Source organism: Rhizobium sp. BK196 (assembly GCF_014193255.1).
Taxonomy (GTDB): Bacteria; Pseudomonadota; Alphaproteobacteria; order Rhizobiales; family Rhizobiaceae; genus Rhizobium.
The window spans coordinates 131,158-153,972 of record NZ_JACHZB010000001.1 but is presented as its reverse complement, the minus strand read 5'-3'; the positions used below and the strand labels follow the sequence as shown (position 1 = coordinate 153,972).

The window sequence follows — 22,815 nt, the reverse complement described above, 5'->3', positions numbered from 1 at the left end:
ACCCGCGAGGAACGAGGCGGTGCCACAGGTTAGCCCCTCCCACCTGTGGGGAGGGGTATTTTTCTAAAAGGCAGAACTCACGCCCCTCGCGCCAGCCCATGCTCCACCAACCGGTCGATCACCTCGGCATAGGCCACACCGCTCGCCGCCATCGCCTTGGAATACATGCTGATATCGGTAAAACCCGGAATGGTGTTCACCTCGTTGACGACGAAGCGCATGTCTTCCATCAGGAAGAAATCGACGCGGGCCATGCCGTCGCAGCCGAGTGCGCGGAAGGCGCGGGCGGCCATGGCGCGGATCTTCTCCTCTACGGCGGCGGGCAGGTCGGCGGGCACTTTCAGGGCCGCGCCATTTTCGTCGATATATTTGGCGTTGTAGCTGTAGAAGCCGTGGCTTTCGGCGGGCGCGATCTCGCCGGGGCGGGAGACGAAGAGGCCGCCGTTTGCGTCTTCCAGCACGCTGCATTCGATCTCGCGCCCGGCGATGAATTCTTCGGCGATGAGCTTGCGGTCGTGGCTGAAAGCCTCTGACAGAGCCGGGGCGAATTCCTGGCTGCCGGAGACCTTGCGCACGCCGACCGAGGAGCCCTGGCGGGCCGGCTTGATGAAGAGCGGCAGGCCGAGTTCGGTTTCGAGGGTTTCGAGTGCCGGCGGCGTTGCCTGATCGAGCGTTACCGAGCGCGCGACTGGCAGGCCGGCGGCCTTCAAAAGCTGCTTGGCGATATCCTTGTCGAGCGCCGTTGCCGAGCCCAGGATGCCGCAGCCGGCAAGCGGCACGCGCGCCACCTGGCAGAGGCCCTGAACCGCGCCGTCTTCCCCATGCAGGCCGTGCAGCACCGGGAAGACGATGTCGACCTTGCCGGCCTCAGTGGTCTTTCCATCCGGTGCGATCGCCAGCAGGCGGCCACGCCCGCCGGGCACGGGGCAAAGCTCGGTGCCGGCCTCCGGCTTCTCAAGTTCGCCGCCGGTCAGGCGGCTCTGCAGCCAGCGGCCTTCGCGGGTGACGAAGACCGGCAGGGCGTCGTATTTTTCCGGATCGAGGGCGCGCATCACATTGGTCGCCGACATGACGGAAACATCGTGCTCGCTGGAGCGGCCGCCGAAGAGCACGGCGATGCGCAGCCTGGATGGGGAAGGGCTCATTGAAATTCTCCTGAAAACAAAAACTAGAAGCCGACGGCGATGCCTCTGTTGGCGAAGAAGCGGTCGAACGTGGCAAGGGGCAGGGTGACATTGGCCTGGCTGGCGCGGTCATGGCCTGAAGGATTGTGGAAGCGCACGCTCTCGTCATCGGCCGCCGTCACCAGTACCAGATGGCCGCCCTTGCCCGGCGGCTCGCGCTCCGGCCAGCGGATGGTGCTGCTGACGGAGGCGATGAAGAAGCTGTTACCCGCAAGGATCTCGGGAATGGTTTCCGCTTGCACCTCTGTCCTCACGTCGGCCGCAAGCCCGAAGCGCTCGCGCACGAAGGTTACGAAGGGCGCATAGATCAGCCCCCTGATGGAGGCGTCCGCGTCGTTGACCACATAGCCGCCATAGCTGGTGCAGGCCCTTGCGAGCGAGAGGATCGGATGGGCCTCGCCGCGAGCGGCCAGAATCATTTTCAGGCAGGCCATGCCGCAGACATTGACCGCCCAGCGCGCATATTCCTCGATCGTATCGGCGCCGGAATTCCTCCAGAGCGGGTCGCGGTGCAGGGCATCAGCACCTTCGGCCAGCACCGGCAGGGTCATCTCGGGCGTCTCCCACTGGCTGAAACAGGGCACGTCGAGGCTCGGTTGGTTCATGTCGTCTCCGTCAGGCAATGCAAGGCGAATCCCGCTAGAAAGTGGCTTACATTAAATGCAATTTTTCTCTATTTTACAGAGCCACTTTGCCGTGATCCTGTGGGCCACTTGGATTGCGTGAAGTGCGATGAACCACAGGAATGAGCCGCTTGAATGGCTGCGAGAGAGCCGGTGACTATTGTGAGAAGACGCGAAGGACCATCAGCGACATTCCAGCCTGATATCGATCCCTCGTCATCGGCACCCTTGCCGCGGCAGCTTTACCTCTCGTTACGGAATGCCGTTACGCAAGGGCGGCTGGCTGCCGGGCAGCGGCTGCTCTCGACGCGGATTGCCGCAACGGAATGGGGCATTTCGCGCGGCGTCATCGCGGAAGCCTATGAGATCCTGATGTCGGAGGGTTTTGCGGTCGCCCGCCATGGCTCCGGGACCTATATCGCGTCGACGATACCGGAGGGCGTGTCTCGCATCGGTGACATTGACGGGAAGGGTGAGCCACCCGCCCGCCGCGGCGTGTCGGCGGCCGCGACCGCGATCCTCACGCGCGGGCCGAGCCTCGAGCCGCAGAAGGCGCTGCCATTCGTCACCGGCCGCATCGCCCATGACGAGCGCACGGCGCGGCTTTTGAACCGCATCGCCGTCAGGCATATGAACTACGCTTTCGAAGGCTATGGCGACATCCAGGGCGACTTGCGGCTGAGGGCGGCGATCAGCGCCCATCTCGCCGTCTCGCGCGGCGTGCGCTGCAGCCCGGAGCAGATCTTCATCACGGCTGGAACGCAGCAGGCGCTCGACCTTGCCTTCCGCGTGCTGATGACGCCTGGCGATACGGCCGTCGTCGAAGACCCGTGTTATCCGCCGGCCCGGCAATGCCTTGTCCTGAACGGCATCGAGGTCGTCGGGCTGCCGGTCGACGCCGATGGCATCGATATTGCCCGCCTGCTCGACGGCATGATCGCGCCGCCCGCCGCCTTCTACGTGACGCCCTCCAACCAATATCCGGTCGGCTCCGTCCTCTCGCTCTCGCGCCGGCTCGGGCTGCTTTCCTATGCCGAGGAAAACGACTGCTGGATCATCGAGGACGATTACGATAGCGAATTCCGCTACCACGGCCACCCGATCGCCTCGCTGCACGGCCTCGATAAGGCAAACCGCGTTCTCTACACCGGCACCTTCAGCAAGGCGCTGCTGCCGAGCTTGCGCATCGGCTACCTCGTCGTCCCCGCCGATCTCGTGCCCGCCTTCCGCGCCGTGCGCCCCGCCGTCGACCGCTGCCCGCCGAGCTTCCAGCAGCGGGTGATCGCCGATTTTCTGGAGGAGGGGTATTTTCCGGCGCATCTGCGGCGACTGCGGGAACGGCTCAGGGCCTCGCGCGATATGCTGGCCGGGTTTCTGGGGGAGCGGTTGGCGGAGCATATGGCGGTGCTGCTGCCGGATCAGGGGATCAATCTCACGGTCAGGAGCACGGGCAGCTGGGACGATGATACCGCCGTCTCCGCTGCGGCGCTGAAGAGGGGCGTGGTGGTGATGCCGCTGTCGCGCATGAATGTGGTCTCGACGGATCGGTTGCGGCTGCTCTTCGGGTTCTCCGGGCTTTCCGAGGAGGAGGCGGATATGGGGACGCGGGTGCTTGCGGAGGTGTTTGGGGGCGGGGTGTTTTGACGGGAGGGTGAGGGTGACTGCAGAAACCCCAATCTTCCTTGCCAAGTCAGAAAACGAGCAAGGCGGTGCGCGCGGCCCCCTCATCCGCCCTTCGGGCACCTTCTCCCCAAGGGGAGAAGGGGTGTCGTTGCAACGGCTCGCTTGTCTCAAAGCGTCTCTCGTTGCAAGCTACGCCGCGAGTTCCCCCTTCTACCCAACGGGGAGAGGTGGCCCAAAGGGCCGGATGAGGGACCGCGGGCGCACTACCTTGCTCGTTTCTGACTTGGTGACGGAGGAGCGATGCCCTCAATGCCCCGTCCAGGAAGCCGCATCGAAAACAGGAGCCTGCCTCCGCCGCTACATCCCAGCGCCACCAGCAAGTAAAACCAGATAGGCAGGAAGAACCCATCCCCTGGACGACGCCACGGTTACCACTTCACGCGCAAGCCTGCAGTTCCACTAACCGCATAGCTGTCGCCGAAATCTTTCAGCGAGGATTTCGCGGCGACTTCGCCGTAGAGCGAGTAGCGATCGTCGTTCCAGATGTAGGAACCGCCGAGGGTCAGTCCCGCCCAGACCGGATCGTTCTTCGTTTCGAAACCGGTGCCGGAGACATCGACCGCCGTGTTATCCAGGAACTCGCCGTAGAGATTGGCGATGCCGTAGATTTTCGCCAGTGCCGTTTGGCCATCGGCCCGCTGCATTGTCTCCTCGCGGTCGAGCGCCACGCCAAGCCGGCCGAGCAGGCTGTCGCCGTCATCGAGCGACACGCGTGCGCCGTAGCGGTCGTTGAACGTGTCGAAGTCGACGGAGGAATAGACGAGCTGGGCCTGCGGCCTGATCGACCACGGGCCGGAGGCCGCAAAACGCCTGCCGGTCTCCAGGCTCAGCGCATAGCCGAAGCCATTGTTGCCGCTTTCCATGGCGCCGTCGACGAGATCGGATTTGAGGTCGGTGTCATACCAGTTGGTCTGGCTCTGGGCATCGACATAGAGGCCGTTGTCGCCATACCAGGTGAGCGTGGCGCCAAGCCCGAAGCCTGTCGTGTCGACATCGCCATTGCCGTAGAGGGAGTCGATGTCGCCTGATATCGTGCCGTAATGGACGGTCAGGCCGCCGATCAGCCGGCCGGCCTTGTCCTGATAGAGCTCGCCGTCGAGACCGCCCTCCAGCTTGAACAGGTTGTAATCGTAGCTGTCGACGGTGGTGCTGCTGTCGGGCTCTATGCTCGCATGCGTGCCCTCGGTGCGCAGCCAGACATTGTCTGGTCCTTTGGCCAATGCCGCCGCGCTATCTCCATGCCAATAGCGGTCGCCGAGGCGCTGTTGCAGCGTCGACAGTCCGTTCAGGGCAAGCAGGAGTTGCGGATAGGCTTCGTAAAGCGGAACGCCGGGTTGATAGAGCGGTGCCGCGGGTGCGCCTGATGTGGCCGGATTGGTCAGTGCCGAGCGCAGATACCAGTCGCCATCGGCCGGGGTGGACACACCGTTCTGATAGAGCCGGTAAGCGTAGGCACCGCCGACAACGGCCTGATCGCCCTGGAAGACATAGTCGCCGAGCAGCGAAAAGCTCCCGGCCGAGGTGCCGCCGACATCGACGATCTTGATGCCCTCGACGGTCTGCGCTCCGCCGCCGCCGAGATTGGTGACCTTGACGTTGGTCATGCCCGCAGTGTTGCCGGTGACGACAAGGCGGTCGGTCGGCGAGGCATCGCCGCCGAGCACGCTTTCGATCGCAAGCGTGCCGCCGTTGCCGGTATAGTTGCCTGCTATCGTCAGCGTACCGATGGAATTGCCGGGGGCGACTGTGCCGGAACTCGTCACATCGCCAAAGATCGTGCCGCTGCCGCCGAGCGTGCCGAAATTGGTGATGTCGCCGATGACGCTCGAAGCGGCGCTGTGATCGCCGATCAGCAGCGTGCCGTCATAGATCGTCCAGTCGGTCGTCGCGGTGCCGACGCCCGTCAGCAGCCAGGTACTGCTGCCGGTTTTCTCGAATGTGTCGAAGTTCCGGTATTGCTGGGCAGCACCGATTGCCGAGACATCGAAGCTGTCGCTGCCGGTGCCGCCGAGGCGGAGCACGTCTGTCGTCGGCGTCACGCCCGCGATGATGTTGCCTTCGATCACAGAACCCGGTTGCAGCTCCAGCGTCAGCGTGCCCGTTGTTGCCGCCAGTGACCGGTTGATCGCGTTCGTCTGGCCGGCGCCTGCCCGGATCGTACCGCTGTTGACGATATCGAGGTTTATTATTCCGTTCGACGCCACGATGGCAGCAGCACCCGTTCCGCCCTCGATCGTGCCGGAATTGACGATCTGGCCCGCTGTTCCGCCTTGCGCGAGAATACCGACACCTGCACTAGTTCCGTTGCTTGGCCCGTTTCCTCCGCGGATCGTCCCCATATTGAGGATTGTATTCGGACCTCCCACCGAATTGCCGTAGGCGACGCCCGCTCCACCGCCCGCCGACGTGCTGTCGCCACCCACGATGGTGCCGTTATTGGTGAGAGACGAGCCTCCCACCACCCGCACGCCAATGCCGCCAGAGGCTGCGGCACCGCCGCCGCCGCCGCCATTTCCGCCGCGGACCGATCCATTATTGGTGAATTTGGTTGCAGTAACGACGGCACCGACTTGCCCTGCCGTCGTGGCAGCGGCACCGGCGCTTGCTGCCACCAGAGTGCCCGAGAACGTGACGGGGACATTCGCGCCGACCAATTGCTGGATCGTGAGCGTGCCTCTGGTCGTGCCGGCTGTCGCATCGTAGTTATTCGTCAGGACAAAGCCGTTGGTATCGATCGTGATCGGTTTCGTCGGGTTCGGCAGTGCCGTCGTCGACACAGAAAAACTTCCGGTCAAGACGATCGTCGCATTGGCGTCGCCATCGGCGTTGGCGGTCTGAATGGCGGCCCGTAGGGCGGCGTCACTGTTTACGGGATACGTGCCGGCCCATGCCGGGGGGGAGATGCAACAGCCCAGCATCAGCGCCACAAGGCTGACGCCCGTGAAAAGTCTTGCCTTATCAAAATTCCCGACAACGCCGAAGCTCATGCTGCCTCTCATGAAGTTGTTGCTAATATAAATACGATTAAAGGATGTGCTTTTGTGCGCGGGTTCGGCCTGTCCCGCAAGATCAGCTTATCACAAAAGCGACCCTGATTGTGTCCAGGGCGACGGGTTGTTGCCGGGCAGCAACAAAATATTCAAATGTGACAGCCTTACAAATCAATATGTTAGGGTTTTGGTAACGTCTGGTTCCGCCGCCGCTGCGTGACGGGCAGTGCCTGGCTCTGCTGACTCCTTGGCGTTGGTCGATTCCTGCTGAAAGCTGCGATGGCGGAAGAGACGCCGCAGACCTGCAAAAGCGCCCCGATTGCTTCTGCCGGATGTGGAAGCCGCCCCTCGAACACGAAGCCATAGGCAAGGCCGAAAACCGTTTCTGCGACGATGAGTTGGGCCGAGAGCGCCAACGGCAGGCGACGGGAAGCGACGACCCAGCACCAGGTCGCAAACCACGAACCGGCAAGCCCCATGACCAATGCCCATGCAACGAAACGATAAGTGGATGCGGCATCGGCCGGCTCGAAAGAAGCCAGCGGCAGCAGCAGCAGGCTGCCGATCGCCGCGCCAATGCCCTGGATGCCTGTCCACTGCAGGCCATCGGGCGGATCTGCCGATCGCATGACTGCGGCATTTGCAAGCCCGTAGGCAATCCAGATCGCCAATGCGGCCAGGCTGGCGACAATGCCGAGCAGAACCGACGTCATATCTGCGAGGTCGGCCGCGCCTATCGCCGCGACGTTCACGATCGCCACGCCGCAGGCAATCAGGCACAGCGGCACGGTCAGGGAATGCCACGGCGCCGAACGATGCCGAAAATTCGCGATGATCGCCAGAAAAATCGGCATTGTGCCTGCGATAACAGGCGGCACCGCTGCACCTGAGAGCTGAACGGCGAAGGCGGCGCTGACGAAATACCCGACATATCCCGCTCCGCCGAGCAGCAGCCCGGTCAGGAGCCGCGAGGGGGCGAAGCCCGCGGGCCGGAATCGTCGGTCAACCATGAGGAACAGGCAGGCCGAACCGAAGATGCAATAGCGGGCGATGGTCAAATCCCACGGCGTAAAAGGGGCAACGGCACGCGGAGCGACGAAGGTCAGCCCCCATAGGGCGCACGTGGTAAGGCCTGCGATGATCCCAAGCAGCATGATTGTCTCCTGTTGAAACTATCATGCAGTGCGACCGGAGCGATTTCCATGGAAGTGCCGGGGCAACTTGGCTAGATTGCCTGCCATGGCGAAGGCAAAAGCACCTCATAACCTTCAAACTGGAAAGTCGACGCTCGATGCGACGGACGCGCGCATCCTTTCCGCGCTCGATTCCGATTCCCGCTTGTCGATGAGCGAGCTCGCGCGGCTCGTGGGCATGTCCGCGCCGAGCGTATCCGAGCGCGTTCGGCGATTGGAAGCTGCCGGCGTCATAAAGGGCTTCACCATCGATGTGGATACGCGCCCGATTGGGTATCAAATAAGGGCGATGGTCAGGATCAGACCGCTCCCCGGCAAGCTGCACCTTGTCGAGCGGCTCATTCAGGAGCGGCCGGAATTTATCGAATGCGACAAGATCACAGGCGATGACCCGTTTCTTGCCCGCCTGGTGGTCCATACGATCGAACAAATGGACGACGTTCTGGAAGCGCTTTCCGAGCACGCCGTCACGAGCACGGCGGTCATCAAGGGAACCTCGGTCAAACGGCGCTTGCCGCCTTTGTAAGAAGGGGCAACGAGGCTGGGCCTATGCCGATTTCTCATCCGGCAACTAAATGGCCAGGAACGAATGAAAGCCGACCGCCCACTCGCAGCCATTCGTCACGGTGTTGGTCAGCAGCAATACCTGGATCTGTGCCTCGGTAAAGCTGCCGCCGTGGGGGGCTGTCTCCCCGTTGATCCGCCGAAGCTGCTCAGACTGCGCGGACCTCGGCGAGCCGCCTGACCGCGTACTCGTCCTGCCAGCAGACGGCGGCTTCCCATGCGGCTGATGCTTGCGCGGCGATATCATGCGCGCCGTCGTCGAGACCGGCAGCGTTGCCGGGCAGCACCAGGTCGAGGTCGGGCACATCGACGTGCGACTCGTCCCAGTCGATCAGCGCGACCCGATCTGCGGTCATGCGGACGTTGCCAGGACTATTTGGATTGCCGTGGACGACGCAGGTCCGACGCCCTTCCAGCCGCGCCCACGCTGCCCGGCACCGGACAACGCCCTCGGACGGCATTGCGGAAAGGTTGATCCTCGTTCCGGTTTCGGCATGCAGGAGATCGGTCGACGACCTCCAGCCTGGACGCTGCGGCCAGCCCTGCGTCAACCGATGCAGTTCGCGGAGCGTGCCGGCCACGCGGCGCCAGTCTGACTGTGTCTCGGGCGGTCCGCCCTCCATGTATTTCATCACCACCAGACCGTCCGCGAACAGCCGGCCGTCAGTCGTCGGGATCGGCACTGGAACGGTCATGCCTTCCCGGTCGAGATGCTGGAGCAGAGCGGCTTCCCATGCGAGATCGGCGTCGGTCCTGGAGCCGAGACGGCCGACCGCGATCTGCCCGCGGATGCGGACACTCCACACGTCGTTGGCAACTCCACCCCTAAGCGGTTCGATGCGAACCGCGTCTTCACCCCATTGCCGGAGTGCTTCCCATCCCATTGGCGATATCCCTGACGGTAACGACTGAATGACGTAAGACATGGCGAAAGTTTACGACATCACGATGTTCCCGCGAGCGGCCTTCAATCAAGGCTCTTGAGCGGTACCAGTGACAGCATTGCGAGAGCCGAGATCACGGCACCGGCGATCGCAAGCGGCCAGAGACCGACGGAGATGTATGGGGCGACGGCGGTCGTTCCCAGTGCCGCTATGCCGAGGATCGCGGCGATGACGATCGCGGCTGCGCGCGAATGATCGCCGCGGGCAGCCGATATGGCCCGATGGAAGCCGATCGGCCCGCGGATGCCGAAGCCGAAATTCAACATCGCCCAGAGCGGCACGAGGACGTAAAGGCTGCCTGAGCCCGTGAGCGCGTAGGCGAAGATCGCCAAAAAGGCGCAGGGCATGATCGCCGTGCCGGTGCGGATTATCTCGAGCGTGCCGAATTTCGCGGCCAGCCGTGCGGAGGAATTCGCGGCCAGGATGAACATGGCGATGCCGCAGACCTGCAGGATGACGAAATCCTCGATCCCCCTGTCGAGCGGGCCGGTGAGCACGGCCGGCAGGCCGAAGACGAAGACGAGCAGCGCGCCCAGCGACAGGGCCTGGCTCAGCGCGTAGAAGAGAAATTCGAGATTCTTCAGAATGAAGAGATAGCTGTGGTGATCTTCCATCTGGCGCGGCCGCGGGAAATGGGCGCGCTGCCGGAAAACGGCCGCTGTTATCAGCGCCGAAAGCGCCGCCAGCAGCACGAAGGAAATCTCCCAGCCTCCAAATTCCAAGAGCCAGGCTCCGGCAATCGGGGCCAGCGCCGGCGCCAGGGACTCAACGGAACCGAGCCGTCCCATGGCGGCCGCCGCCTTGTCGTGCGGATAGAGGCCCTGGATGAAGCCGGGCGCGAAGACGGCAGGGCCGGAGCCGAAGGCGCCCTGGGCAAAACGCAGGGCAATCAGCCATTCGATCGAAGGAGATTCCGCTGCTGCAAGCGAGGCAAGCCCGAAAAAAACAAGCGACCAGATCAGCAGCTTGCGCGGATCGAACCGCGCGCCCAGTTCGCCGAAGGCAAGCAGCCCGACCAGCGTGCCGAACGCGTAAGCCGCAAGCACGAGCTGCGCAACCTCGATGCTTCCGCCAAGCTGCCCCGGCAGGCTCGGGACGGCCGGAAGCACCAGGTCGGTCCCGGCAATGCCGAGAACGGTTCCGCTGGCGATCAGGACGAACAGGAGTGGGGTTTTCGAGCGTGTGGTCATCGGCTCTCTGGTAGCAGAGCAAGAGGTCGCGACCAATTGCGTCCCGTCGATGTCTGTCATTCAAATATTTGATCGGAGGTGTTCCGCGACGGTCGCAAATCTGTCATGTCGGCTGGTTAGAAGCGGCTGATGGCGCGCAGCCGGTGACTCGGCTGCCGCGCCTCTTCTTTTTCCTGGGATGAGAACCATGCAGAACAATCCGGCCGTGATCATCGAGGGCGCAACCGTTGTATTCGGCGACCGTCTGGAGACCGCTTCCGTGCGGATCGAAGACGGCCGGATCACCAATATAGACGGCGCGCGCGACGGGGCCGATGTCATCGATGGGCGCGGCCATCTGCTTGGGCCGGCTTTCCTGGACATTCATGGCGATGCCTTCGAGCGGCAGGTCATGCCGCGGCCCGGCACCATGCTGCCGGTTCCTGCCGCGCTGCTCGAAACCGACCGCCAGCTTGCCGCCAACGGCATCGCGACGGCCTATCATGCGCTGACGCTGAGCTGGGAGCCCGGGCTTCGCTCGGTCGAAACCGGTTATGCCATCGTGCGCGCCCTCGATGCGCTGACCCCGCGGCTGACGGTGGACAATCGCGTGCAGCTGCGCTGGGAAACCTTCTGCTTCGAGGCGGTCGAGCTCATCCGCGAGGCGCTTGCCGGCCCGCGCCTGCCGTCGATTGCCTTCAATGATCACACGTCGATGGTGATGCTGCATCCGTCGATCCCGTTGCAGGAGCGGCCGTTCGACCTCGATCCGGCCTTCCCGACAGTCGATCCCGAAACGCCTGCCTTCGCCGAGAAGATGGCGGAACGCGCCAAGCGGGCGAAAATCCCGGTGCCGGACATGGTGGCGCTCGTGCGCAACATGTGGGAGCGCCGGCCGCAGGTGCCTGAGGCAATCGAGGACGTTGCAGCACTCGGAAAGGCCGCGGGCGCGCCGATGCTGTCGCATGACGACAGCCAGATCGAAACGCGCGATTTCTTCCGCCAGCGCGGCGCGCGGATCTGCGAATTCCCGATGAACCGGCGGGTGGCGCGGGCTGCGCGCGATGCCGGCGACTTCATCGTCTTCGGCGCACCGAACGCCACGCGCGGCGGCAGCCATCTTGCCTCGATCGGCGCGGCCGACATGATCCGCGAAGGGCTCTGCGATATTCTCGCCTCGGACTATTACTATCCGGCGATGCTGCTCGGGCTTGCAAGGCTGAAGGCCGATGGCGTGGCGCCGCTCCATGCGCTCTGGCCGCTCGTCTCTGATAATCCGGCGCGCGCCTCGGGACTCACCGATCGCGGCGTCATCGAAGTCGGCAAGCGGGCGGATCTCGTGCTGGTTGATTGGCCCGATGGTGCCGCACCCGCCGTTCGCCGCACCTGGGTCGCAGGCCGGGAAGCCTATCGCGCGGCACCCGCCGGGGAACTGGCGATCGCCTGATCCTATTCAGATCGGCTATCCGCGCTACATCCAAAATATGGAAGCGCTCTATGTCCTGCTCATCTTCGCTGTGGCCATAACGATCATCTATCTGGCCGGCAAATGGAACACGTCCGACGCAGACCACTATATGGGCTTTGATAACCTGCGCTCGTCCCGCAAGCCGAAAGCGGCTGACGACGACGAGGATGCGAAAGAGGAGTGAGGCTGCTGACAGCGCTGCGGCAATTGCGCCGTTTCAGCCGAAGCCTCTCGCCTTCACGCCCGCGATCACCTCGTCCGAGACCTGCCGCAATTCCTGCCGCGAGGCGCCGTCGCGTGCCTGGATGGACAGTCCCTGGAGGACGGCGACGAGATAGCGGGCGAGGGAGACGGCGCGGTCCGGATCGAGCCAGCGCCCGAGCGTTTCCGCGATCATGTCACGCATTTGGTTTCGGCGCTCCGCCAGTTCGCGGGCCAGTTCCGCATGATCCGGCCCGCACTGGATCATGCCGTTCGAGATCATGCAGCCGCGCTCCGCCGCGGGGTCGGTAACGGCATCGATTGCCTTGTGGAGCATGGCTTCGACCGTCTCCTGAAGGGTTGTGGTGGATTTGATGTTCTGTAACGCCCGGGGCAGGCCGAGATAGCGATCGAGCGTCTCGCGGTAGAGCCCCGCCTTGCTGCCGAAAGCCGAATAGAGACTTGGGGGCGCGACACCGATTGCGGCCGTCAGGTCGTTCAGCGAAACACCTTCATATCCGTGCCTCCAGAAGAGGCGCATGGCGATGTCGATCGCCTCGTCCCGGTCGAAGGTTCGCGGACCGCCGCGCCGTGTTTTCACAACCTTATTCATAGTGATCACTAAAGACGTCTTGACAGCAAAAAGCAAGCCGTTAGTTTGTAGTGATCACTAAATATAAGGATTTTGGCATGATAAGAATAATGCGCGCAATTTGGGTTGTCGTCCTGATGATAGGCCTGTCTTCCGTGGCGATGGCGGTGGAGAAGGACTATACGGTGAGGGCGCCTGACGGCGTCGAGATCGCGGTGCAGGAGTCGGGCGATCCCGCCGGGCCGGCGATCGTTTTCATCCATGGCCTGCTCGGCAGCCATCTCAACTGGGACATGCAGGTCGCCAGCCCCAAACTGCAGCACTATCGGCTGATCAGCTACGACATGCGCGGCCACGGCCTGTCAGGCAAGCCCGACGATGCCGAAGCCTATCGCGACGGGCGCCGCTGGGCGGACGATCTCTCGGCGGTCCTGAAGGCGACGGGTGCGAAAAAGCCTGTCCTCGTCGGCTGGTCGCTCGGCGGCGTGGTTATCTCCAACTATCTTGCCGGCTACGGAGACGACAGCCTTGGCGGGATCGTCTATGTCGACGGCGTCATCGAGCTCAATGCCGCGCTGATCACCGCGCACCCCGAAGTCTATGCAGGCATGGCTTCGGATGAGCTGAAAGAGCACCTCGATGCGGTGAACACCTTCCTGGCTCTGTGTTTTGCCACGAAGCCCGACACGACAACCTTCGAGCGCTTGCTGTCCAATGCCGCGATGGCCTCGTGGATCATGACGCGGACCGTCCCCTCGATGACCGTTTCCGCCGCAGAGGGTCTGCCCAAGGCGCGCGTGCCGGTCCTGCTGCTCTATGGCGGTAAGGACGATCTCGTCAAAGTCGAGCCGAGCATCGCGCGTGCCCGGTCGCTCAATCCGGCGGTCGAAACCAAGATCTATGCGAAGTCGGGGCATGCGCCATTTTTGGAGGAAGCGCCGCGCTTCAACAGTGATCTGGCGGAGTTCAGAGACGCGGTATCGGGCAAATAATTCTGGAGGCGGCGGGCAGGCAGGGCTGGTGGCGCGGCCCGCCCCAACCTCCTCATTCCTGTGACAAGCACAGGAATGAGGAGGTTGGGGGATCGCTCTCCTATGCCCCGCGGCCCAATGCCGCCGCCTGCTGCAACGTAATGGCATGGCGCAGTGGATCGGCGTGGCGGTGCGCAAGCCGCCACTCTCCGCCCTCGCGCTGGTAGACGAGCGTGACACGCAGCGCCCAATCCTGTGCCGGCAGCCCGCCGACTTCGACATTGGCGCGCTCGACGGTGACGAGCACGATCATGTCGGTGCCGGCATAGGTCTGGATAAGCTCCTGTTTCAGCGTCCCGTTCCTGAAGAAGCGGCTCATGCCATCCCAGGTCTTCTCGGTAATGTCTGCCTCGCGCGAGGGCGGGCCACCGAAAGGTGACATCAGGGTGAAATTCTCGGTGCGCGGCACCAGCGCCCGGTAGGTGGCGACCTCGCCCCGCATCAGCGCGGCATTGGCTTCCTCCGAGATCAGGGCGAGATCGGCCGCCTGCATAGATGCCCGGCTGCTGGCTGCGCCGGCGGCGAGGGAGGCAAGACCGGCCGGGCCGGCGACGAGAAGGGATCGGCGAGACGGTGACATGGCATGCTCCTCTGCAAGGCTGGAGTTCGAAAACGCGGCTGCGACGCCCCGTGCCTCAGACATGCCAGTTTGCTGATGCTGAGGCTAATGATATGATTTCAGCGATATGCTGAATGAAACTGATCTTTCACGCGCCGATCTCAATCTCCTCGTGCTTTTCGAAGCCGTCATCGAGGAGGGCCATGTCGGCCGCGCCGCCGACCGGCTGAATATCTCGCCATCTGCCGTCAGCCACGGGCTCGGCCGCCTGCGGCGCATGCTCAACGATCCGCTGTTCGTGAGGACACCGAGGGGCGTGGTGGCGACGGCCCGGGCGATGGAACTGTCAGCGCCGGTTGCCGAAATCCTTGCCAGGGTGCGAAGCGTGATTTCGACGGCCGAGCCCTTCGATCCGGCACGGTCGAGCCGCCGTTTCACGCTCGGTGCGCCGGACGGCGTTTCCGCGGTCTTCCTGTCCGCGCTGCTCTCCGGATTGGAAAAGTCGGCGCCTGGGATCGATATCAGCATACGCCAGCTGCTGCCGGAGCAGGGCGAAAGCGCGCTGGCGCGGGCGTGGCGCAACGCCTTTGCCGATCTCGAAGCCCGCGCCATGGATATTGCGATTGTGCCTTCCGGTGACATCCCGGCGCGCTTTCATAGTTTGACGCTCTACGAAGAGGATTTCGTCATCGCCATGCGCGCCGGCCATGCCTTCGCGCAGGAACCGACGCTCGATCGCTATATCGGAATGCGGCATCTGGTCGTGTCACTTGGGGGTGATCCGCACGGTTTCGTCGACACGGCGCTTGAACAGCGGGGCTTAAACAGGCGGATGGCGCTGACGGTGCCGAACTTCATGTTCGCGCTCGCCATCGCCGGCGAGAGCGACTTGCTGGTTGCCGTTCCCCGGCGCTTCGCCGCACTCTACGCGCCGCGCTTTGGCCTGGTGACGGTCGATGCTCCTCTGCCGTTGCCGCGTTTCCGGCTGAGCGCCGTCGCCCCGCGGGCCGCAATGCTGGATGCCGGGCTGAGCTGGTTGTTCGGAATGCTGCTGTCGGCGTGTGAGGTTGAGGGTCCTGCGGGGTCGTTCTAACAGGGAACGAACGGATGCTTTGGCGCCGGGACAGGATACTCATCGTCCTCTCTCTCCCTGTTGTCCTGCCAGTTCGTAGCGGGCGCGGCTCAGGCTGACCAGGCTCGCAATTGCCGCACAGCCGGCCGACAGGACGACCGCAAATTCCAGCGCGGCAGATTGCGGCAATGTCGCGAAGATGAGCGACATGGAGATTCCGCCGAGCGTCTGGCCGAGAAGCCGTGCGGTGCCCTGCATGGCACCTGCCGCGCCGCTTCTGGCTTTCGGCGCCGAGAGAAGCAGAATGCGGTTGTTCGGCGTCTGGAACAGGCCGAAACCCAGGCCGGCGATGACAGTGCCGACCAGAAACGCGATGCCTCTCGGATCGGGCGGGCCGAGAACTGCCACAAGCAGGCCGACAGAAAGCAGCGCGCCGCCTGCCGCGCAAAGCCATGCGGTCTTGACGCGGTTTGCCAGACGTCCCGAAAATGGCGCGATGATCGCGGTCGCAACCGGCCAGGGCATCATGTAGAGACCGGCCAGAACCGGAGCCATGTGCAACGTCCGCTGGAGATAAAAGGGGAGCGCGATGTAGCTCAGCATCTGGCCGCAGAAGCAGGATACCGAGGCGATGACCGCCACGCGGAATGCAGGTGCCGCCAGGAGATCCGTCGGAATGATCGGGGCGTCGCTGTTGCGCTCCAGGCGAAGCAGGAGGACAAGGCAGGCGATCGAGGCGGCAATGAGCACCGCGCCGCTTGCCGGCGCAGTCGCTATCCGGTCGGTGCCGCAGAAGAAGAGGATGAACATCGACGTGTTGGCGAGCAAAGCCTTGGCGTTCAGCTTTCGCTTCGTGCCCCGCATCTTCTCCAAAAGACCTCCGCTGAGCAGCACGACGATGCCGAGCGGTATATTGACCGCAAAGAGCCAGGGCCAGGTCGTGACGGACAGGATGGCGCCGGCAATGCCCGGACCGGCAGCGGAAGAAATCGCGATGACCATGGCGTTGACGCCGATGATCGGACCCAGCATGTGCTGCGGCAGGGCCGAGCGCAGGTTCATCATGGCGAGCGCCATGATCGCGCCCGCGCCGAGGCCCTGCGCGAAACGGGCAAGGATCAGTAGGGAGAGGTCGCCCGCGAAGGCGCAGGCAGCCGAAGCGGCGGTAAACAGCGCGACACCGATCAGGAAGACCCGGCGCGCGCCATAGATTTCCCCGAGCGCGCCGCAGGGAAGAAGGGCAACCAGCACGGCCAGCTGATAGGCTGACACGACCCACACGGTGCTGCCCGCTTCCACGTGCAGCGAGAGCGCGATCGACGGCAAGGCGACGTTGGCAATGGCTCCATCAAGAACGACGAGAACAGCTGAGAGAAGTATAAGTGCGATGGCCATGTACTGCCGAGGCGATGCTGGGCCATCCTGAGAAATCGGTGCGGTTGAGGCGAGGGACATTGAGAGACTCCCAATCGTTATCGGATGGCCGACTAGTTAGGCCTTGATGACTGCGAGCGCCAGACGCAACAAAATCAAACAGCTGTTGCATGAAACGCCATACCTGAATAAATGGAGCGATGTCCGACCTCGACCTCAATCTCCTGGTGGCCCTGGATGCGCTGCTGCGCGAGAGAAGCGTGTCGGTTGCGGCGCGCCGGCTTGGCCTCAGTACATCAGCCATGAGCCGGACGCTGTCACGGTTGAGGGCTGCGCTCGGCGATCCGATCCTCGTGCCGGCCGGGCGCGGCATGGTGGCAACGCCCCATGCCCTGGCGATTGCCGAAGACGTGCATTCGTTGAAAGACGCTGTGGAAACGGTGCTCAGTCCGCCGTCATCAGTGGAAATCCGTGAGGTGCGCCGCGATTTCACCATCCGTGCCAATGAGGCGTTTGTGCTTATCTTTGCCGCGGGCCTGAGCGCTGCCGTGGCGAACGCCGCGCCAGGGATAAGGCTTCGGTTTGCGCCGCGATCGGACAAGGACGTTCAATCCTTGAGAGACGCGGCCGTGGATCTGGATATCGGCGTCCTGCCGACTGAAAGCGGGGAACTGCGTTGCCAGACGCTTTTCGCAGACCGGTATGTGGGTCTCGCAAGGGCAGGACACCCTATTTTCGATGCGGATGAGATCACCGTCGAGAACTATACCGCCTGGGGCCATGTGCTCTTCTCACCGCACGCGGATTTTACCGGTCCGGTCGACAGGGCGCTCGCCGAACTCGGCGTCTGCCGCGATGTCAGACTGATCGTGCCAAGCTTTCCAGCTGTCATCGCGGTTGCGGCGGCATCCGATCTGATCGGCGCGATCCCGAATTCCTATCGCCAATCCGCCGCAACAAGCCAGATCAGGACCTTCGAGCTGCCGGTCGCCGTGTCGGGTTTCGACATCGTCCAGGCGTGGCATCCGCGGATGGATGTTGATCCCGTTCATCGCTGGCTGAGAGCGCTGATCTTTGAGACCTTCAAGTCAATGAACTGACGCAAAACTTGGCCGATATCAGGCATTTGTTGGCAGCTTCGCGAAATCCGGCGCCTGCGCGGAATGCTAGTCTCTCCTCACTTGCTTCCATTTCGAAAGGCCGCTGCCCCATGCTTCTCGATCGTTCCCGCCTGCCTGTCGTCTTCATCCGCACCGATGCCGATGCAGAAACCTCCATCAACGACCAGATCGAGGCCCTTTTGGAGGAGAGGCGGCCTTTCGTGCTGGTCACGGATCACGCGCCTGACGATCACGAGGACGAGACGCAGGAGGAGCGCAAGGAGCGGGCGCTGTTTTTCAAGAAGATCAAGGACCGGATGAGGGCCTATTGCCGGGGCATGATCGTCATCGACGGCGGCAGGCCGATATCGGCCGCGATCAAGATTGCGGCTGTCACGGCCGGAAAGGCCTTCGGTTTTGCAATCGTCTTTGCGGCAAACGAGGAAGAGGCGGAGCGCAAGGGGCGGAGCCTGCTCGGCAGCAGGGATGACGCGTGGTTGCTCTGATCTCCGGCTTCAGTGATAGATGAGACTTACCCGTGAGGACCGGCAATGGATATTCCAGGGACATTTGATCCGTCTGCGATCGACGAGGTCTCGCGCCCAGCCTTCAGTTTCATCACCGAGGCGAATTTCGTCGGCGAATCCGAACCGCATCGGCACCGCAAGGCCCAGTTGCTTTATGTGATGGGCGGCGTGCTGACGATGAGGGCAGCCGGCGGTGTCTGGACGGTGCCGCCGAATTGCGCCCTGTGGATACCGGGCGGCGTCCCCCATAGCGGTCGGATGGCCGGCCATATCAAGATCGGCAATCTCTATGTCGACGCGAAACTGACCGGTGGCCTGAAGGACGAATGCGGCATTCTCTTCGTCCAGCCTTTCCTGCGCGAGCTGATTTTTCGCCTGGAGCCGCGGCCGGATAGCCCCGAGATGGAGCCCGAACGGCTGCATCGTCTCGTGGGCGTTCTCCTCGATGAGCTGCGCGCAGCACCGCTCGAACCGATCCATTTGCCGATGCCCGCCGATCGCAGGCTGCAGCGGCTGACTGAGGCGATGGTCGCCGAGCCGGGCCTGCGGTTCACCATAGACGAATGGGGTGCGCGGGTCGGCGCAAGCAACCGGACGCTCAGCCGCCTGTTCCAGCGGGAAACGGGCATGTCCTTCGTGCGCTGGCGCCAGCAGCTGCATATTGGCGTCGCCCTGCAGCGCCTGGCTGCGGGGCAGCTCGTGACCGTCATTGCCGGCGATCTCGGCTATGAAAGCGTCAGCGCCTTCATCGCCATGTTCCGCCGCATGCTCGGAACGACGCCGACGCGCTATTTCAGTGACCAGATGTCGGCGAGCCCGCACAGGCTGGCGGATTGGCGCGCGGAACCGGGCGAGCATAGCGGTCCGGATCGCGGGACGGGCTCGCCGTCCAATCTGGTGCCGTTCAGGCGAGAGCCGAATTGATCCCGTTCCGCCCGTCTTCGTCGCTCTGCCCAATCCTAGAAAAGCATGTCAGCATCGTTATGAGACCGGCTGAGGGGCCTGCCTTGCTGAAAACGGCAGGGGCCGGGGAGGATTTGCGTTGCCTGCAGCACCGCGACATCGCCGGATGGGCTGATGTGAAGCGCAGACAGGATATTCGTCGCGAAGGCGCCGGTATCGATGGCAATCCGGTTCGGGAAGATTTCGACGCGTTCGCTTGCGGTGATCGTGTGCCCATGGACGACGATCTTGCCGAATGAGGCGCTGGCGTTCAGGAACTCGCCGCGAATCCACATCAGCGTATGCGCATCCTGCTCGGCCAAGGGGATGCCTGGTTTCAGGCCGGCATGGACGAGGATGTGGTGGTCGAGTTCGACATAGCGCTCGGCCGCGCGCAGGCATTGCAGGCGCTCGTCTCCAAACCTGCTGCGGATCTCGTCTGCGGTGATGGCTGCCCCAAAGGGCAGGCCGTAGGAGAGCATTGTCTCGCTGCCTCCGAGGTCCCGCCAGTGGTTGACGAGATCTGCCTGAACGGCCGGGTCCGTCTCGTCGAGGATATGAAGGGGGAGGGCGTCGTGGTTGCCGCGTATCAGCTTCGAGCCCGGTTTTTCGCGCAGCGTCCGGATCACGAGATCCATCGCTTTGCGGCTCTCCGGCCCACGGTCCATGATGTCGCCGAGGAAGACGATCCGGTAATCGATCCTCTCGTCGCCCGCCTTGCCTGCAATGCCTGACAGCATCACCTCCAGCAGGTCGGCACGCCCATGGACATCGCCGATTGCGAATGTGTGCAGACAAGCGTTCGCGGTCATCGATGGCTCCGTTCTGGCTCTCGGTTTTGCGGTCATCTCAAAAACTTTGCCATAAGAGGATCAGGCCGATGGGCATCGACCATTTCCCAGCCAATTTTATAGTAAAAACCCACTGCATCGGGTGCTGCGTGGGCTTCTAATCTAATTACCTCCCGTGCCATGGCGAGCGTCTCCACGGCGGTCATCATGGCTCGGCCGATACCTTGCCGCTGTCGCTCCGCGACAATTGCGACCGTGCGAACCACGCCATTCCCGTCCCCCATGAAATCAAGACGGACGGCACCGACGGGCTCGCTTCCATCGACAAAAATCAAAGGAAGATGCTCGGGCTTTCGGTCATCAGGATGTCGATCGTCGTACCCAGACAATCCGCGCAGATCAAACAGCACATGCCGTCGAATCCGATGATAGGCTTCCCATTCAGCTTGACGTGATACCTTTACCAGCTTCAAGTCGGCAGCCCTTTCGCAGTCGCTTGTGGCGCAAAGCAGACGCCGCTTATATCCCCGACGTCACCCTCACACCAGCAACCGCCTCGCCACCTCGGTCACCTTCTGCGTCAGCCCCGCAAGCCGGTCGGCGGCAAGGCGGCTGATTTGCCAGTAAAGCACAACATCCAGAGGCGTATCGGGGATCAGCTCGACGAGGCGGCCGGCTTTGATATGGTTTTCGGTCAGGTGGATCGGGTTCATGCCCCAGCCCATGCCGAGCAGGCTCGCATCGATAAAGCCCTGGGTGGCCGGCAGCCAGTGGATCGGCACGTTGATGTCGGTCGAAAGCGTGCGGCGGATCCAGTCTGCCTGCAGGCGGTCCTTCTGGTTGAAGGTCAGCGACGGGGCGCGGGCGAGCGCCTCTGGGGTGACGCCGTCAGGGAAATAGCGGCGGATGAATTCGGGGCTTGCGGTCGCATGGTAGCGTAGCGCGCCGAGTGAATAGCGGCGGCAGCCGGCAACAGGCTTTTCCATGCTGGTGACGGCGGCGATAACGCGGCCGCGTTCCAGCCACTCGGCCGTGTAATCCTGATCGTCGACGGAAATGTTCAGGAGGTAGTTCGAAGCCTTCGAGAAATCCGCCATCGCTTCCAGAAACCAGGTGCCGAGGCTGTCGGCGCTGGTGGCGATCTGCAGCGTGACGCGCTGTTCGGGGCTGTCGCGGTCGCTCAGCGCCGGCAGGTGTTCGAGCAATTCGCTTTCCAGCATGCCGACATTTTCCATGTGGCGGCAGAGCCAGTCGCCCTTTTCCGTTGCCGTGCACGGCGTACCACGCACGACAAGGGCGGCACCGAGGCGCTCTTCCAGCTGCTTGATGCGCTGCGAGACGGCCGACGGCGTGACGTTCAGCACGGCGGCGGCCTTCTCGAAACTTCCGGTCTGGACGACGGCAAGCAGCACGCGAAGGGCGGGGTAATCGATCATGGATAAGCTGCTCTTAATTCACGTAAGGATGATTAATTAGCCTAATCCAGTCGATCCGTCTACGGAGCGTCTCAACACCGCGACGGAAACCTCTGATATCATGGACATCTCGACCTATTTCACCGGCATGACCGTCGGTCTCAGCCTGATCGTGGCGATCGGCGCGCAGAACGCCTTTATCCTGCGCCAGGGCCTGCGCAACGAATATGTTTTCGCGGTGTGCCTCGCCTGTGCTCTCTCGGATGCAATTCTGATCGTCATCGGTGTCACCAGCCTGAAACAGGTGGTGGATCTCATGCCCTGGCTCGATCCGCTCATGCGGTATGGCGGGGCGGCATTCCTCATCTGGTATGGGGCAAAAAGCCTCTATTCGGCGGTCAGGTCTTCGGGTGCGTTACAGGTTTCAAACGGGGCGGGGGCGGGCTTCGGCAGGACCATGGCCATGTGCTTGGCGCTGACCTGGCTCAATCCGCATGTCTATCTCGATACGGTGATCCTGCTCGGCACGGTCTCGACGCGCTTTGCCGGCCATCAGGCGGGTTTTGCCGCAGGCGCCGTAACCGGTTCCTTCCTGTTCTTTTTTTCATTGGGATATGGTGCCGCCTGGCTTCGCCCCATCTTTTCACGGCCGGCTTCCTGGCGCATTCTCGAAACCGTCATCGCCTTCGTGATGTGGCTGATCGCGTTCAAGCTCCTGAACGGCATGTGACGGCTGCGCGCATTTCAGGAAAATCAGAATGTCATTCGATCCGCATCACCTTGCCCTCGTCTTCACCGCCTATATCATCGCCGCAGCCAGCCCCGGTCCCAGCAACATGCGCATCATGGGCGTCGCAATGCACCAGGGCCGCCAGCCGGCGCTGATGATCGCGGCCGGTGTCGTCAGCGGCTCGCTCTTCTGGGGCTCGATGGCAGCGACGGGAATCTCGGCCATTCTGGCGCAATATGCCCAGGCGCTCATCATCCTGAAGGTCTTCGGCGGTCTCTACCTCATGTTCCTCGCCTACAAGGCCGGCAAATCGGCCATGACCTCCGACGAGAAGCAGGGCAGGACGCTCGATGCCGTCAGGGCTTCGGGCTTCAGCCTCTATCGCCGCGGGCTCTTGATGCATCTGACCAACCCGAAAGCGCTGCTCGGCTGGATCGCGACCATGACGCTCGGTCTCGGTCCCGGCGCGACGCCGACGACGGTCGCCATCATCCTTGCGGGCTGCGCCATTCTCAGTGTCACGATCTTCTGCGGTTATGCGCTGGTCTTTTCCACCGCGCCGATGGTGCGCATGTATCGCCATGCGCGCCGGTGGATCGAGGGCACGCTGGCGCTCGTCTTCGGGGCGGCCGGCATGAAGCTCCTGCTGTCACGCGCATAAAA

At 63.1% G+C, this 22,815-nt stretch carries 23 protein-coding genes; 11 read left to right on the top strand and 12 right to left on the bottom strand.

Features of this window, described 5'->3' with window-relative positions; all coding sequences use genetic code 11:
- Positions 1-77: 77 nt before the first annotated feature.
- Positions 78-1,145 carry a D-alanine--D-alanine ligase family protein gene (locus FHT78_RS00810; RefSeq protein ID WP_183739189.1) on the bottom strand — a complete coding sequence of 356 codons (1,068 nt, stop codon included), beginning with the start codon at positions 1,143-1,145 and terminating at the stop codon, positions 78-80.
- A gap of 23 nt (positions 1,146-1,168) precedes the next feature.
- Positions 1,169-1,789, bottom strand: a complete 621-nt coding sequence (locus FHT78_RS00805; RefSeq protein ID WP_183739186.1) for a C39 family peptidase — start codon at positions 1,787-1,789, stop codon at positions 1,169-1,171.
- A gap of 171 nt (positions 1,790-1,960) precedes the next feature.
- On the opposite strand from FHT78_RS00805, the gene FHT78_RS00800 reads away from it, so the two are divergent.
- Complete coding sequence (locus FHT78_RS00800) at positions 1,961-3,451, top strand: PLP-dependent aminotransferase family protein (RefSeq protein ID WP_210289730.1); 1,491 nt, start codon at positions 1,961-1,963, stop codon at positions 3,449-3,451.
- Between the two features lie 407 nt (positions 3,452-3,858).
- Here FHT78_RS00800 and FHT78_RS00795 read toward each other — a convergent pair whose 3' ends face one another.
- On the bottom strand, positions 3,859-6,477 hold the full coding sequence (locus FHT78_RS00795; RefSeq protein ID WP_246715031.1) for an autotransporter outer membrane beta-barrel domain-containing protein: 2,619 nt from the start codon (positions 6,475-6,477) through the stop codon (positions 3,859-3,861).
- A gap of 182 nt (positions 6,478-6,659) precedes the next feature.
- Positions 6,660-7,634: a DMT family transporter gene (locus FHT78_RS00790; RefSeq protein WP_183739180.1), complete on the bottom strand. Its 975-nt coding sequence runs from the start codon at positions 7,632-7,634 to the stop codon at positions 6,660-6,662.
- Positions 7,635-7,719: 85 nt separating this feature from the next.
- On the opposite strand from FHT78_RS00790, the gene FHT78_RS00785 reads away from it, so the two are divergent.
- The gene (locus FHT78_RS00785) at positions 7,720-8,199 is read left to right on the top strand and encodes an Lrp/AsnC family transcriptional regulator (RefSeq protein ID WP_183739177.1); all 480 of its coding nucleotides are present in this window, start codon (positions 7,720-7,722) and stop codon (positions 8,197-8,199) included.
- 187 nt (positions 8,200-8,386) lie between these two features.
- Here the strand turns inward: FHT78_RS00785 and FHT78_RS00780 are convergent, their stop codons facing one another.
- Positions 8,387-9,121, bottom strand: a complete 735-nt coding sequence (locus FHT78_RS00780) for a phosphotransferase (protein WP_183741778.1) — start codon at positions 9,119-9,121, stop codon at positions 8,387-8,389.
- Between the two features lie 83 nt (positions 9,122-9,204).
- Complete coding sequence (locus FHT78_RS00775) at positions 9,205-10,371, bottom strand: MFS transporter (RefSeq protein ID WP_183739174.1); 1,167 nt, start codon at positions 10,369-10,371, stop codon at positions 9,205-9,207.
- A gap of 187 nt (positions 10,372-10,558) precedes the next feature.
- Here FHT78_RS00775 and FHT78_RS00770 point away from each other — a divergent pair, with 187 nt between their 5' ends.
- Both FHT78_RS00770 and FHT78_RS00765 read left to right on the top strand, forming a co-directional pair.
- Positions 10,559-11,797 carry an alpha-D-ribose 1-methylphosphonate 5-triphosphate diphosphatase gene (locus FHT78_RS00770; protein ID WP_183739171.1) on the top strand — a complete coding sequence of 413 codons (1,239 nt, stop codon included), beginning with the start codon at positions 10,559-10,561 and terminating at the stop codon, positions 11,795-11,797.
- Positions 11,798-11,834: 37 nt separating this feature from the next.
- Complete coding sequence (locus FHT78_RS00765; RefSeq protein ID WP_183739167.1) at positions 11,835-12,002, top strand: hypothetical protein; 168 nt, start codon at positions 11,835-11,837, stop codon at positions 12,000-12,002.
- A gap of 33 nt (positions 12,003-12,035) precedes the next feature.
- Here the strand turns inward: FHT78_RS00765 and FHT78_RS00760 are convergent, their stop codons facing one another.
- Positions 12,036-12,632 (bottom strand): TetR/AcrR family transcriptional regulator, encoded by a 597-nt coding sequence (locus tag FHT78_RS00760; RefSeq protein WP_183739164.1) that lies wholly within the window; start codon positions 12,630-12,632, stop codon positions 12,036-12,038.
- Between the two features lie 89 nt (positions 12,633-12,721).
- On the opposite strand from FHT78_RS00760, the gene FHT78_RS00755 reads away from it, so the two are divergent.
- Positions 12,722-13,603: an alpha/beta hydrolase gene (locus tag FHT78_RS00755; protein WP_246715029.1), complete on the top strand. Its 882-nt coding sequence runs from the start codon at positions 12,722-12,724 to the stop codon at positions 13,601-13,603.
- Positions 13,604-13,703: 100 nt separating this feature from the next.
- On the opposite strand, the gene FHT78_RS00750 is transcribed toward FHT78_RS00755, so the two are convergent.
- On the bottom strand, positions 13,704-14,285 hold the full coding sequence (locus FHT78_RS00750) for a DUF4440 domain-containing protein (RefSeq protein WP_246715027.1): 582 nt from the start codon (positions 14,283-14,285) through the stop codon (positions 13,704-13,706).
- A gap of 43 nt (positions 14,286-14,328) precedes the next feature.
- Between FHT78_RS00750 and FHT78_RS00745 the strand changes: the two genes are divergently transcribed.
- The gene (locus tag FHT78_RS00745) at positions 14,329-15,294 is read left to right on the top strand and encodes a LysR family transcriptional regulator (protein WP_183739158.1); all 966 of its coding nucleotides are present in this window, start codon (positions 14,329-14,331) and stop codon (positions 15,292-15,294) included.
- A 39-nt stretch (positions 15,295-15,333) separates the two neighbouring features.
- On the opposite strand, the gene FHT78_RS00740 is transcribed toward FHT78_RS00745, so the two are convergent.
- Positions 15,334-16,668, bottom strand: a complete 1,335-nt coding sequence (locus FHT78_RS00740) for an MFS transporter (protein WP_183739155.1) — start codon at positions 16,666-16,668, stop codon at positions 15,334-15,336.
- 179 nt (positions 16,669-16,847) lie between these two features.
- Between FHT78_RS00740 and FHT78_RS00735 the strand changes: the two genes are divergently transcribed.
- The 3 genes from FHT78_RS00735 to FHT78_RS00725 all read left to right on the top strand — a co-directional run bounded on the left by FHT78_RS00735 (position 16,848) and on the right by FHT78_RS00725 (position 19,198).
- Positions 16,848-17,747: a LysR family transcriptional regulator gene (locus FHT78_RS00735; RefSeq protein ID WP_183739152.1), complete on the top strand. Its 900-nt coding sequence runs from the start codon at positions 16,848-16,850 to the stop codon at positions 17,745-17,747.
- A 110-nt stretch (positions 17,748-17,857) separates the two neighbouring features.
- Positions 17,858-18,253: a hypothetical protein gene (locus FHT78_RS00730; protein WP_183739149.1), complete on the top strand. Its 396-nt coding sequence runs from the start codon at positions 17,858-17,860 to the stop codon at positions 18,251-18,253.
- A gap of 45 nt (positions 18,254-18,298) precedes the next feature.
- Entirely contained in the window at positions 18,299-19,198 is a 900-nt protein-coding gene (locus FHT78_RS00725; protein ID WP_183739146.1) for a helix-turn-helix transcriptional regulator, read from the top strand.
- Between the two features lie 35 nt (positions 19,199-19,233).
- Here the strand turns inward: FHT78_RS00725 and FHT78_RS00720 are convergent, their stop codons facing one another.
- From FHT78_RS00720 to FHT78_RS00710, 3 genes are all read right to left on the bottom strand, one after another.
- Positions 19,234-20,028, bottom strand: a complete 795-nt coding sequence (locus FHT78_RS00720; RefSeq protein ID WP_183739143.1) for a metallophosphoesterase — start codon at positions 20,026-20,028, stop codon at positions 19,234-19,236.
- A gap of 32 nt (positions 20,029-20,060) precedes the next feature.
- Positions 20,061-20,480, bottom strand: coding sequence for a GNAT family N-acetyltransferase (locus FHT78_RS00715; RefSeq protein WP_246715025.1), 420 nt, complete (start codon positions 20,478-20,480; stop codon positions 20,061-20,063).
- A gap of 66 nt (positions 20,481-20,546) precedes the next feature.
- Positions 20,547-21,443, bottom strand: a complete 897-nt coding sequence (locus FHT78_RS00710; protein ID WP_183739140.1) for a LysR family transcriptional regulator ArgP — start codon at positions 21,441-21,443, stop codon at positions 20,547-20,549.
- A gap of 100 nt (positions 21,444-21,543) precedes the next feature.
- On the opposite strand from FHT78_RS00710, the gene FHT78_RS00705 reads away from it, so the two are divergent.
- Positions 21,544-22,152 (top strand): LysE/ArgO family amino acid transporter, encoded by a 609-nt coding sequence (locus tag FHT78_RS00705; protein WP_183739137.1) that lies wholly within the window; start codon positions 21,544-21,546, stop codon positions 22,150-22,152.
- 28 nt (positions 22,153-22,180) lie between these two features.
- Entirely contained in the window at positions 22,181-22,813 is a 633-nt protein-coding gene (locus FHT78_RS00700; protein WP_183739134.1) for a LysE family translocator, read from the top strand.
- Positions 22,814-22,815 lie beyond the last annotated feature (2 nt).